General features: G+C 49.1%; 12 protein-coding genes and 1 pseudogene. 5 read left to right on the top strand and 8 right to left on the bottom strand.

Going from position 1 to position 11987, the window contains the following annotated elements; genetic code table 11:
* The 8 genes and pseudogenes from F5897_RS07900 to rpmH form a co-directional block, all read right to left on the bottom strand.
* A pseudogene (locus tag F5897_RS07900) lies at window positions 1-333 on the bottom strand (hypothetical protein); the annotation flags it as partial.
* Entirely contained in the window at window positions 300-1202 is a 903-nt protein-coding gene (locus F5897_RS07145) for a ParA family protein (RefSeq protein ID WP_343048749.1), read from the bottom strand. The gene F5897_RS07145 and the pseudogene F5897_RS07900, both read right to left, overlap by 34 nt.
* Window positions 1203-1307: 105 nt before the next feature.
* Entirely contained in the window at window positions 1308-1961 is a 654-nt protein-coding gene (rsmG, locus tag F5897_RS07140; RefSeq protein WP_124824642.1) for a 16S rRNA (guanine(527)-N(7))-methyltransferase RsmG, read from the bottom strand.
* Between the two features lie 177 nt (window positions 1962-2138).
* Window positions 2139-2615, bottom strand: coding sequence for a Jag family protein (locus tag F5897_RS07135; RefSeq protein ID WP_124824643.1), 477 nt, complete (start codon window positions 2613-2615; stop codon window positions 2139-2141).
* On the bottom strand, window positions 2615-3571 hold the full coding sequence (gene yidC, locus F5897_RS07130; protein ID WP_124824644.1) for a membrane protein insertase YidC: 957 nt from the start codon (window positions 3569-3571) through the stop codon (window positions 2615-2617). The genes F5897_RS07135 and yidC overlap by 1 nt, the downstream gene beginning before the upstream one ends.
* Window positions 3571-3879, bottom strand: coding sequence for a membrane protein insertion efficiency factor YidD (yidD, locus tag F5897_RS07125; RefSeq protein WP_183305020.1), 309 nt, complete (start codon window positions 3877-3879; stop codon window positions 3571-3573). The genes yidC and yidD overlap by 1 nt, the downstream gene beginning before the upstream one ends.
* Window positions 3866-4315: a ribonuclease P protein component gene (gene rnpA / locus F5897_RS07120; RefSeq protein WP_183305019.1), complete on the bottom strand. Its 450-nt coding sequence runs from the start codon at window positions 4313-4315 to the stop codon at window positions 3866-3868. The genes yidD and rnpA overlap by 14 nt, the downstream gene beginning before the upstream one ends.
* 14 nt (window positions 4316-4329) lie before the next feature.
* Window positions 4330-4467, bottom strand: a complete 138-nt coding sequence (gene rpmH, locus F5897_RS07115; protein WP_124824647.1) for a 50S ribosomal protein L34 — start codon at window positions 4465-4467, stop codon at window positions 4330-4332.
* A 357-nt stretch (window positions 4468-4824) separates the two neighbouring features.
* On the opposite strand from rpmH, the gene dnaA reads away from it, so the two are divergent.
* The 5 genes from dnaA (at window position 4825) to gyrB (ending at window position 11978) form a co-directional block, all read left to right on the top strand.
* The gene (gene dnaA / locus F5897_RS07110) at window positions 4825-6390 is read left to right on the top strand and encodes a chromosomal replication initiator protein DnaA (protein ID WP_183305018.1); all 1566 of its coding nucleotides are present in this window, start codon (window positions 4825-4827) and stop codon (window positions 6388-6390) included.
* A gap of 414 nt (window positions 6391-6804) precedes the next feature.
* Window positions 6805-7944 (top strand): DNA polymerase III subunit beta, encoded by a 1140-nt coding sequence (gene dnaN / locus F5897_RS07105; RefSeq protein ID WP_183305017.1) that lies wholly within the window; start codon window positions 6805-6807, stop codon window positions 7942-7944.
* A gap of 1 nt (window position 7945) precedes the next feature.
* The gene (gene recF, locus F5897_RS07100; RefSeq protein WP_183305016.1) at window positions 7946-9307 is read left to right on the top strand and encodes a DNA replication/repair protein RecF; all 1362 of its coding nucleotides are present in this window, start codon (window positions 7946-7948) and stop codon (window positions 9305-9307) included.
* Window positions 9294-9794 carry a DciA family protein gene (locus tag F5897_RS07095; RefSeq protein ID WP_183305015.1) on the top strand — a complete coding sequence of 167 codons (501 nt, stop codon included), beginning with the start codon at window positions 9294-9296 and terminating at the stop codon, window positions 9792-9794. The genes recF and F5897_RS07095 overlap by 14 nt, the downstream gene beginning before the upstream one ends.
* 189 nt (window positions 9795-9983) lie before the next feature.
* Window positions 9984-11978, top strand: coding sequence for a DNA topoisomerase (ATP-hydrolyzing) subunit B (gene gyrB / locus F5897_RS07090; protein WP_124824652.1), 1995 nt, complete (start codon window positions 9984-9986; stop codon window positions 11976-11978).
* The last annotated feature ends 9 nt before the right edge of the window (window positions 11979-11987 follow it).

The following is an 11987-nucleotide window of genomic DNA, read 5'->3' as shown; positions in this document are numbered from 1 at the left end:
CCGCATTTTTGCATTTGCCCCTGAAAAAGTGGCCTCACCAGCGCCCGTCTGCGGGGAGTTTAGCAGTGCCCCAAGGGGATTTATCGTTGAGCTCTTTTTTTGCCCGCTAGAAGCGATTTTAGAGCTTTTTGCATTTCCAGATTCTGTTTTTTCCAGGTTTTCGCTCTGATTTTGCGAATTTTCCTGCTGCTGCACCGCCACTGGGAAGAACACATCAACCGGTCTATCCTGTGCAGTTGAAACCTGTGGAATTAAGGCTCCAATGCCACGGCCAAGACCACTGCGTTTTTTCGAAGCCATTATTTTTCCCCTTCTGATTTTTCCTGCTGCCACTGTCCAGCAAATCTTGCTGCGATTTCATGCGCAGCTTCTAAATAAGCAATTGAACCAATATTACTTGCATCATGCGCTAAAACTGTCTGCCCAAAGCTAGGCGCCTCAGCGATCCGCACAGATCTAGGAATTACTGCCTCTAAAGTCTGCTCAGGGAAATGCGTGCGCACCTCATTGGAAACTTCCATCGCCAGCTTAGTTCGCCCAGTAAACATCGTCAACAAAATAGTGCTAAGCTCCAAGCGCGGATTTAAGTGCTGCCGAATCAACTGAATATTATTAATCAACTGACTCAGCCCCTCAAGTGCGTAATACTCACACTGAATCGGAATCAAAACCTCTTGCGCCGCAACAAAAGCATTCAGCGTCAACAACCCCAACGAAGGAGGACAATCAATTAAAACGTAGTGGAAAGGCTCCGGAACCTGCGCTAAAAAATCACGCAAAGCATACTGCAGCCGTCGCTCACGATTATCTGCCGCAACAAGTTCAATCTCCGCACCAGCTAGATTAATCGTAGATGGCAAGCAATAGATATTTTCATGATCGGTGCTTTGCTGCACCACCTCAGCAATAGTGTTTTCTCCTAGCAGCACCTCATATACACTGTCTACTTCTGCGGTGTGTGGCACTCCTAAAGCGGTTGAGGCGTTGCCCTGCGGATCAATATCAATCACCAACACCCGAGCGCCGCGCCGCGCCAAAGCACCCGCCAAATTCACCGTTGTAGTGGTTTTTCCAACCCCACCTTTTTGATTTGAAACAGTAATGACCCGTGGGGCATAAGGCAACGGCGTCTCTAGTTTCGCAAGCCGTTGTTTTCTGCGTATTTTATCGGCAACCTCATTGGCCAGTGGCGTGCTGCTCACAATTACCTCTCAAAGTTATTAACCTTGTTTACTACCTTAGTATTCTTCCGCTGCTCTTACTCTCACGTCATCATCGATTCCGCTCATAGCGGACTAAATTTACTGCTAAGCAGCAATTTCACCACGGAATACTCGCGTTGGCTCCGTCAGCCCTTCACCAAGAACCGAAACACTATAATTAACCACCCGATGTTTCTTCAAAACCTTTGCGGCGGTAATTATTTCATCATGCACGCCAGCACCCTTTAGGAAAAGCATTTTCCCGCCTGGCACAAGCAAAGGAGCAGTCCACGGTACTAGTTTCTTTAGCGCGGTCACCGCTCGGGCGGTGACCTGATCCACCTCAAAAGCGCCGTGATACTCCTCCACGCGCCCACGCAAAACCTCAGCGTTATCAAGCCCCAGACGCTCTACTTGCTCCTGCAACCAAGCACAGCGACGCTCCATCGGTTCAATCAAGCGAATCGCGACATCCGGGCGCATCGCAGCAAGCACAATGCCCGGGAAACCTCCGCCACTGCCAATATCAGCGAGTTTACTGTTAGGCTCCAAAAGCGGTGCTAACAGACCTGAATTAATGATGTGCCTCGTCCACAACCGTGCCGGCTCATGGGGGCCAATCAATCCGAGAGTTTCGCCACGGTCAAACAAGTCAGCAGCAAAATCCCGTAGTTTATCAGCGTTATCACCTGCAAATTCATCTAAAAATTCCGGTTCCGGCTCACGCACCACAACCTGCTGTGTCTCTTTAGTGCTCATTTGCCCTCCCGTATAATTACTACCTACTGAGTTTATCGATTTTCTGCTGTCTAAAGTTGGGGATTAGCTCATTTTGTTCATAACCATCTTTCCCACTGTGACACAGCAGCATAAATGTTTCACGTGAAACAAAGCAGGACGCTTCCACCCGAAGCGCCCTGCTTTGTTAATCTCTATTTAAGCCGCCGTTACCACTAAGCGACGAGCTTTGCCCTCACCGTGTGAAGCTGATTTATAACCGCGTTCTGCAACATAATCATGCACCAGTTTCCGCTCGTAAGAGCTCATAGAAGGTAACTGCACCGCATCTTTTCCAGCCGCTAGCTGTGCAATCGCTGCGTCGACCTCTCGCAGCAACTCTGCTTCACGAGCCTCCCGCGATCCACCAACATCCAACAGTAACCGTGAAAACTCACCCGTTTGCTGCTGCACCGCAAGACGACTCAGGTCTTGCAAAGCCTGCACTACCTGGGCTGTGCCAAGTCGGTTCAGATCTTCACCGCCACCGGTTACAGTAACCGTAGCGCGTCCGTTTTTAACGCCAAGATCGAGATCACCATCGAGATCAGCAATATCTAATAGCCCCTCAATGTAATCAGCAGCTAAATCGCCCTCGCGTTCCAGCGCGGCAAGATCAGGACCGGTGGTGTTCATTATTTCTTACCTCCCTGTTTTTTAGCACGCTTTGCGCTCATCGGCTGCTGTCGCTGCCCTCGTGTTTCTAGCTCATTTATATCTGTCGAGACAGAGTTTTCCTCTGGCACCAGTTTACCCTTGCGACGCAAGCGTTCTTGCTTTTTACGCCATGCTTCACTACCCGGATTAGGCATTGCGTTAATCACGATTGCCTGCTGGCCCATAGTCCAAAGATTAGACAGCAGCCAGTAAATGTTCAACGCCAATGGGAATACGAAACCTGAGAACAGGAAGCCCAGTGGCAAGATGTAAAGTAACATTTGTTGCTGTCGGTACATCGGGCTATTTTTAGTCTCATCAGAGATGTTTTTCGAGATAATCTGCTTCTGGGTAAAGAACTGTGACAGAATCATAGCAACCATAATTACACCCAGCATTACCGCAACGATTACGTTACCACTCTGAATACCTTCAGTGAATGTCATCTTCAGTGGGGCATCAAAGAAGATAGCGTTGTTAAAGCTGCTGGTCAACTGCTCGTTCATCAGGCCCACACCCGGATTGTTTTCCGCGGCATTACGCAGTACAAAGAACAATGCCAAGAAAATTGGCATCTGCACCAAAATAGGGAAGCAGCTAGCGAGCGGGTTAGTGCCGTGCTTCTTATAAAGTGCCATCATCTCACGGTTCATTGCCTCGCGGGAATACTGATCACGCTTACCCTTGTATTTTGCTTGAATTTTTCGCATCTCAGGCGCGGTTTCAAGCATTTTGCGCTGTGCTTTAATTTGCTTTACAGTCAGTGGAATAGTCAAAGACCGCACTACAATTACTAAGCCCACAATCGAAAGCACCCAGGTGACACCGCTGTTTGGATCCATCCCCAAAGCTGAGAAAAGGTTATGCCAAACGGTCAGGATAGCTTCAACAATCCACTTTAAAGGCCAAAAAATCGCCTCAAAAAATTCGTACATTACTTTTTATCCCTTTCGACCACTGGCACAACGAACCCCGCCCTGGTCATTTCTACTTGATTTTTACCCTCTGGAACATCATCAATGCCACCGTTGCTAAATGGATTACAACGCAGCAATCGCCAGATAGTCAACGCAGTGGCAGTGCAGAAGTTTCGTTTTTGGTATGCCTCTAAAGCGTACCGCGAACAGCTTGGGTAATACTTACAAACCTCGCCGTAAAGCGGAGAAACAACCTTGCGATACCCCAGCATGAAAGCAATCGCAAGGTTACGCGGCAATAGCAACAGGGTTTTAAGTATCTGCATTCGCTCGCTCCTGCACCCGCTGCAGCTGTTTTAGCACTGCCGTTTCTAATTCTTGATAACTTACATTTGCCGCCTGTGGGAAAACCCTAAAAACTACTTCAGCACCGCTAAAACCATTTTTTACCGCAATTTCACAGATGCTCTTTAAGCGTCGCCGCAATAAATTCCTGGTCACTGCGTTACCAACAGTTTTGGTAATGATAAATCCAAAGCGGCAACCAGTATCATCCGCGGTTATATTAGAGGATGTTTCACGTGAAACATTCAATTGTGAAATTGTGGTTTTCCCGCTTTTTTCAGCTTCAATATTTGACTGATTCCCTGAAGGAGACAGCAAAACCGCGTGGGCGAGACAAAATTTGCCTCCCACGCGGTAACCGCTGCGCACTATGCGGCGATAGTCTTCTCCCCGCTTAATGCGGTGCTTAGAAGCCATGCTGCATATAAAGCTTATGCGCTAATCTTGCTGCGACCCTTGCGGCGACGTGCTGCAAGAATTGCACGGCCAGCACGGGTACGCATACGAAGACGGAAACCGTGCTTTTTAGCGCGGCGACGGTTATTCGGCTGGAAAGTACGCTTGCTCATTCGTTTACTCCGATAATAAGTTCTAGTTACCGAGCATTACAGCTCGCTTTTAGGCAGCGTAAAAATACACAGCCATACAAAACAAACACTCTACCGTAAATTTTTTGACAGTGCAAGATGGCGTATTAAAGCGCTCGGTTCAAACTCCCACAGTATTAAAGCTGTGAACCCAAGCGCACAAGATTATGTAATTATTGTCACCGCGGTGCTGCCACAACAGTGTTGTCACACACCAAGTTTATACACATTACATGTGGATAATGTGGAGAACTATAAAAAGTTATCCACACTTTTAAGTAATTTGATAATAAAATAAGTGGATAATTACAAAAAAACTGTGGAAACCTGTGGTGAAGAATGGCAGAAACAATAGAAAAATATTTACCAATCTGGGAAGAGGTCACCAGATTGGTAACAGCCAATCCCGAAGTGGCGCCAACTATTGCAGGGCAGCTGCGGTTAGCCACGGTGCAGGGTGGCGGTGAAGGTCTGCTATATCTTGCCGTGGCTCAAGAATTTACTCAAAAACTACTTGAGACAAATTTACGCAGTCACATTCTGCAGGCATTACGCCAGCTGCCAGCTGCCGCCGATATTCACGACTTCATTGTTTTGGTGGACAACCTGACGCCAGCTGTAACCTCTGGTTCTGGATACAATTCAGTCACAGTGCCCACCACAGAAACCAAGACGAACACCAGGGCAAACCCGGGATTTGAGAGCCAAAGTACAAAATCTAGAACAACTTACGATGGTGGATTCACCGCTGCACAAAACCCTGCACAGCAGCAGGACAGTGCACAAAATGCTCCAGTCGCAGGGTCCGAAAGCAATCTCAGCGCAGCCGAACATCCTGTTGTAGGTGCTGGAATTGCAACGATTAACCCAGCAACGATGCTGAATCCGAAATTGACATTTGACAACTTTGTGATTGGGCAAACCAACCGTATGGCACAGGCAGCCTCTATTGCAGTGGCAGAAGCTCCGGGTGTGGCGTACCGTCCGTTGTTTATTTACGGTGATTCTGGGCTTGGCAAAACCCACTTACTGCACGCTATCGGAAATGCGGCGTTAGAGTTGCACCCTGGAATCCGTGTGCGTTATGTCAGCTCGGAGGAATTTACCAACTCCTTCATTAACGCTATTAAAAACAACAAGGGCGCAGAATTTCATGAAAGCTGGCGTCAAGTTGACATTCTGTTGATTGACGATATCCAGTTTCTCTCGCGGGCGAAAGAAACCCTCGAAGCGTTTTTTCACACTTTCAACACGCTGCAAAACCAAAACAAGCAGATTGTCATTACCAGTGACGTTGCTCCAAAACAGTTGGCTGATGTTGAAAACCGTTTGATTAGTCGTTTTGAACAGGGGCTGCTGACGGATATTCAAGCCCCAGAACGCGACACTCGAATCGCGATTCTAAAAATGAAAGCGGAACGCGAACACCTGGTGCTCGGCAACGATGTGCTGGAGTTTATCGCAGATAACTTCACCGCAAACATTCGCTCCCTGGAGGGGGCGCTAACCAAGGTTATTGCCTACGCAAGTTTAACTCAGCAGGAAATTAATTATGATCTGGTTTACACCCTGTTGCAAAGCCAGCTGCCAAGCGAAGCTGATATCGAAATTCAACCGCAAAAAATTATTAGCATCACCGCCGAATTTTTCAACGTAACCGTAGATGAAATCTATGGTCCGAAACGCACTCAGCAGCTCACTAAACCACGGCACATCGCAATGTATCTGTGCCACGAGCTGACCTCACTGTCGCTGCCTAAAATCGGAGACCTTTTTAACGGTCGCGATCACACCACGGTAATGCACGCGTGCAAAAAAATTGCTAGTGCAATTAGTAGCGACCGCAATATTTACAACGAGGTTGAAGAGCTAACCGAAAAAATCCGAAACGAAAACCGCAAATAGTTATTCACAATAATTGTGGAAAACTTCTTAATCTGTGTGGAAATTTTTGCTGCTTAGTGTGGACAAGCTCCTTGTAATTACATCAGTGTAAGTTTTCTTTGCACACCGTTATAAACACGGTTTCTACAGCTTACAAAGCTGTAATTACCTTTAAAACACTGGGCTAAAGCGAGTTTTTAACAGCTTCCACAGTACTTATTATTATTACAAGAAACTAAAAGCATCCAGCAAAATTTTTGTCATCATTGCAGAGGTTTGGGAAAACTTTAAAATTCTAAAAGCCGCACTTATAATCCCGGGTACTTACAAGATGGCAGCAGAAATTTCTCACTGTGCGTTTTGCACAAAATTATGCGATGATGTTGAACAGGTATTTGTATTTGCCGCAAACCCTGACGCTTATAAGGAGCAGCAATGCGTTTTAGTATGAACCCTGATTTATTCAGTGAAGCAGTGTCTTTCCCTGTTGCAATGCTGCCCTCACGCATCACCCAGCCAATTCTTGGTGGCGTGCTTCTAGAAGCTGTCGGTGATGCTGTTACCTTCTCAATTTTTAACTTTGAGGTTTCCGCGAAAACAGCTGCCGCGGCAATTGTGCATGAGCCGGGTCGCGCCCTTGTATCCGGGCGACTACTGGCAAATATTGCGCGTAAACTCCCGGGCGCAGAGGTTGAGGTGCGGGTGCTTGAAGGCAAAGTAGAAATCAGCAGTGGATCAGCCCGCTTCAACCTGCCAGCCATGCCGGTGGAGGAATATCCGCAGTTGCCGCAGCTTGATGAAATCACGGGTGAGGTACGTGGCGAAGACTTCCGCAAGGCTGTTGCGCAGGTTTTCCCTGCTGCCTCAAACGAGGATGTCACCCCAACTCTGAACGGCATTTTCTTTGAGATTAAAGATAACGTGCTGAGCCTTACAGCTACTGACCGCTATCGAATTGCGACCCGCGGTATTGATTTTGAAAATCAGGCACAAGTTGCTGATATGAATGTGATTGTGCCGGCAAAAACTGTTAATGAAGCAGCGAAACAGCTGTCTCACGCTGAACGCGTACAGATTGTGATTCAAACCAATGGCGAACGGCAACAGATTGGTTTTATTGGTGACAATAAGGCAATTACTACTCAGCTGATTGCCGGCACTTACCCTCCAGTTTCACGACTGTTCCCGACAGATTTAGAACACTATACCGTGATAAATACCGCTGATTTGCGGGCTGCCGTGGAGCGTGTTGCCTTGGTTGTGGAAAATGACGCTGCAATTCGGTTTAACTTTGCCGAGGGACGTGTAACTCTCTCTGGAACTGGCAGCGAAGCAGCGGCGGGTACTGACGGGGTTGATGCACATCTTGCAGGGGCTGAGGTAACCGTTGCTTTGCGGCCAAGTTTTCTGCGTGATGGTTTGAATGGCGCAGACAGCGATTACACCCGTATTGTGTTTGGCCCAAGTGCCACTGAGCGGCCTGGCCCGGTTTTGATTTTAGGACAGCGCAGCAAAGATGATGCTGACGATAACAGCTTTAAATATCTGCAGCAGCCAAATCTTTTGATGAGCTAGGATGCACGTTAAACACCTTTCGCTGCTGAATTTCAGAAACTATCCGAAGCTGGAATTAGATTTTAAAGCGGGGAAAGTTTTGGTGCTGGGCCGTAACGGTCAGGGTAAAACAAATCTGGTCGAGGCCATCGCCTACTTTGATTCGCTGTCATCGCATCGGGTTAGTAGTGATGCCCCACTGTTTTTGCAGGGCAATGACACTGCGGTGGCACGCTTGCAGGTGACGCACCAAAATACTAGCCCGACCTTAGAGTTGGAATTTCGTTCACGGCAGGCTAAAAAAGCACAGATTAATGGAAACCCGGTAAAACTTCGGGAGCTTACCAGGTGGTTTACTGCGGTTTTGTTTGCCCCAGAAGATTTGCAGATTGTGCGCGGTGAGCCAAGCAGTCGCAGAACTTTTTTAGACGGTGCAATAGTAACCAGAAACCCATATTTTGCGGCTGTTTATAAAGAATATGATCGTGTTCTAAAGCAGCGTACCGCGCTTTTAAAATCACTGCGTGGTGCTTATAAACAGCCGGGGGTGAGTGAAACCCTTGAGTTTTGGAACCAGCAACTAATCGACACCGGCACCAGAATTATGGCGGAGCGCCGCTTATTGGTGGATCAGCTACAACCGCGGCTAGAGCAGGCATATCAGAAACTTGTGGCTGCTGATCACCGCCCGCAGCTTAGCTTAAAGGAAAGCGCTGCTACAGGGGCGGCGCAGTATTTACCCGTTGCAGAAAATGTTTCACGTGAAACATCACCGCATTTAACACCGCAATCACGTGAAAACTTAACCGCGGAATTTATCGCGCAGCTGCGGCGCTCAGAAAGAAAAGAATTTGAGCGCGGAATGACCTTGGTTGGACCACACCGGGATGATTTAGAAATTTCCTTAAATGCCTTACCGGTTAAAGGGTATGCGAGTCATGGGGAGTCTTGGTCTGTAGCGCTGGGACTAAAGCTTGCCTTTGCTGATTTGCTACGCGATGAGTTAGCGCCGGAAGATCCGGTATTGATTTTGGATGATGTCTTTGCGGAGCTTGATGCAGCACGCCGGGCGCGACTAATGAGTTCAGTAGCTGACTATCAACAAGTGATTGTGACGGCAGCTGTTGCTGAGGATATTCCAACTACCACCGAGTGGGAGATTCATGTAATTCGCAGTGGTGAAGTTTTACAAACTGGCCGCAGCAGTGATCCGGCTGAATTTTTTGCTGGCGTAATAAAAAACGATGAAATGCGCCGCAAAGTGATACAGCACGCAGTGAAGCAAGACCAGCAATCACAACTGCCACTGTCGCAGAGTGAGGATGATGAAGAGCAGCAAGTGCGATTCGAGCCAATATTAGGGGAGCGAAATGCTGCAGAATAACCAAGAATTTGTGCTTGAACTGTATCGCGACATCACCAGTGCTTGGGCCGGGAAAATTAGAACCCGGGATGAGAAGCGGCGGGAAAAAGCGCTGAAAACTGCGGTCACGAAGCCTTTTGATGCGGGGCGCGATCCACACTCCATCGCAGCTGTTTTAACACAGCTAACCAGTTTGCGCGGGTGGGATCGGGAAATCGCCGAGGCAGAAATTTGCCGGCGCTGGGAGGAAATAGTTGGACCCCAGGTAGCTGCTCGCACCAAGATTTTGTACCTGGAAGATGGTGTGATTACGGTGCAGGCGCAGAGTCAAACCTGGGTTACTGAGTTGCGGCGGTTGCGAGGTCAAATTGTGGCGAATATTAACGACCGCTACGGTGCAGCAAAAATTGTTGATGTGCAGGTGCTGCCACCGCAAACCGTGAGCTGGAAACACGGATCCTACGCAGTTAAGGGTCGTGGGCCGCGCGACACTTATGATTGGGCATGATGCTTGAGAAGCAGGGTAAAACAGTGCTCGGCAGAGCCGCGAATAATTGAGGGTATCCACACAATCGCAAAATACCCCCTGAATCGTCAAAAATGGGGGTTTAAAACAGCTGAGATTGCTAAAATAGTCTAGTTGAGCCCCTGGGGTGAAATTCGCCCCTCTCACGCTAAAGAGAGAAGTTCATCTAGTATGAGTGATAGCTCCGCAGAAAAGAAGCCAGAATACGGCGCCGAAAATATTCAGGTGCTAGAGGGCCTGGAGGCTGTGCGTAAGCGTCCCGGCATGTATATTGGCAGCACCGGGCCGCGTGGTTTGCACCACCTGGTTTACGAAATTGTAGACAACTCGGTTGATGAGGCTCTGGCGGGCTACTGCGACAACATTGAGGTGACCATTCTCGCCGACGGCGGCGTGCAGGTGACCGATAATGGTCGTGGTATTCCGGTTGATATCCACCCGACCGAGGGTAAATCCACCGTCGAAGTGGTGCTCACAGTGCTGCACGCCGGCGGTAAGTTTGGCGGTGGCGGTTACGCGGTATCAGGCGGTTTGCACGGTGTGGGTTCCTCGGTGGTAAACGCGCTGTCTGAAAAATTCGAGGTCGAAGTGCAGCGCCAGGGCTACAAGTGGGGCATGAGCTTTGATAAGAGTGTGCCAGTAGCACCGCTGGCAAAACTAGAGCCGAGCACCGCAACCGGGACCAGCGTAAAATTCTGGCCAAGCGCAGATATCTTTGAAACCATTGAGTTTGACTACCAAACGCTACGCACCAGATTCCAGCAAATGGCCTTCCTGAATAAGGGATTGCGGATCAGCCTCACCGATTTACGCCCGCAGGAGCCGGTGGTTAATGACGAAGGTGAAACTGTCACCCCGCCGGCACCGCACGACGAGTTCTACTATGAGCAGGGTATTCGCGACTATGTGGAACACCTGAACCGGGTTAAGCGCGCTGAACTTGTGCACGATGAGATTATCTCCTTTGAAGCAGAAGACACCGTAAAAACAATTTCCGCGGAAATTGCGATGCAGTGGACAACCGCTTACTCCGAGAGCGTGCACACTTATGCGAACACCATTAACACTCATGAGGGCGGCACTCATGAAGAAGGCTTCCGCGCCGCGCTGACAACCCTGATTAATCGCTACGCGCGTGAGAAAAACCTGCTGAAAGATAAAGACGATAATCTTTCCGGTGATGATGTGCGTGAGGGCCTGACCGCGGTAATCTCTGTAAAACTGGGGGAGCCGCAGTTTGAAGGGCAGACAAAAACAAAACTTGGCAACACCGAGGCCAAGGGCTTCGTGCAGAAGGTCGTTACTGAGCAGTTGGGAGACTGGTTGGATAGCCATCCCAACGAGGCAAAAGCGATTATTCGCAAGGCAATTCAGGCGGCGACCGCCCGACTAGCTGCCCGTAAAGCCCGAGAAACAGCGCGCCGTAAGGGGCTTTTGGAATCTGGCGGAATGCCGGGTAAGCTCAGTGATTGCACCAGTAAAAACCCGGAAATCAGCGAAATTTTCATTGTGGAGGGTGACTCCGCTGGAGGTTCGGCAAAAACTGGACGCAACCCCGAAACACAGGCGATTTTGCCGCTGCGCGGGAAGATCCTCAATGTTGAAAAAGCACGCTTAGACAAGGCACTAAACAACGCCGAAGTGCAGGCAATGATTACCGCGTTTGGTGCTGGCATTGGCGAAGAATTTAACGTTGAAAAAGCGCGGTATCACAAAATCGTGTTGATGGCCGATGCTGACGTTGACGGGCAGCACATCACAACGTTGTTGCTGACCTTGCTGTTCCGCTACATGAAGCCGCTGATTGAGCGCGGTTACGTGTATTTAGCGCAGCCACCGCTGTATCGCTTGAAGTGGGCAAACGCTGATCACGAGTTTGTGTTTAGTGACGCCGAACGCGACGAGCGCCTGGCTGCGGGCAAAGCAGCTGGCCGCCGCCTGATGAAGGAGAGCGGCGTGCAGCGCTACAAAGGTCTCGGTGAGATGAACTACGAAGAGCTCTGGGAAACCACGATGAACCCGGAGACTCGCACCCTGCTGCAGGTGAGTATGGATGACGCCGCAGCAGCAGACGAAATTTTCGCCACCCTGATGGGCGAAGACGTCGAAGCCCGTCGCAACTTTATCCAGCAGAACGCGAAGGATGTGCGTTTCCTTGACATCTAATAACGAAAC

It is taken from the genome of Canibacter oris (assembly GCF_014197205.1).
GTDB lineage: Bacteria > Actinomycetota > Actinomycetes > Actinomycetales > Microbacteriaceae > Canibacter > Canibacter oris.
This window is presented reverse-complemented; position numbering and strand designations above follow the sequence as displayed.

Bases quoted from the DNA above. Each gene is read 5' to 3' on its own strand.
- rsmG (WP_124824642.1), bottom strand. From the start codon at position 1,961: ATGAGCACTAAAGAGACACAGCAGGTTGTGGTGCGTGAGCCGGAACCG.
- F5897_RS07135 (WP_124824643.1), bottom strand. From the start codon at position 2,615: ATGAACACCACCGGTCCTGATCTTGCCGCGCTGGAACGCGAGGGCGAT.
- yidC (WP_124824644.1), bottom strand. From the start codon at position 3,571: ATGTACGAATTTTTTGAGGCGATTTTTTGGCCTTTAAAGTGGATTGTT.
- yidD (WP_183305020.1), bottom strand. From the start codon at position 3,879: ATGCAGATACTTAAAACCCTGTTGCTATTGCCGCGTAACCTTGCGATT.
- rnpA (WP_183305019.1), bottom strand. From the start codon at position 4,315: ATGGCTTCTAAGCACCGCATTAAGCGGGGAGAAGACTATCGCCGCATA.
- rpmH (WP_124824647.1), bottom strand. From the start codon at position 4,467: ATGAGCAAGCGTACTTTCCAGCCGAATAACCGTCGCCGCGCTAAAAAG.
- dnaA (WP_183305018.1), top strand. From the start codon at position 4,825: ATGGCAGAAACAATAGAAAAATATTTACCAATCTGGGAAGAGGTCACC.
- dnaN (WP_183305017.1), top strand. From the start codon at position 6,805: ATGCGTTTTAGTATGAACCCTGATTTATTCAGTGAAGCAGTGTCTTTC.
- recF (WP_183305016.1), top strand. From the start codon at position 7,946: ATGCACGTTAAACACCTTTCGCTGCTGAATTTCAGAAACTATCCGAAG.
- F5897_RS07095 (WP_183305015.1), top strand. From the start codon at position 9,294: ATGCTGCAGAATAACCAAGAATTTGTGCTTGAACTGTATCGCGACATC.
- gyrB (WP_124824652.1), top strand. From the start codon at position 9,984: ATGAGTGATAGCTCCGCAGAAAAGAAGCCAGAATACGGCGCCGAAAAT.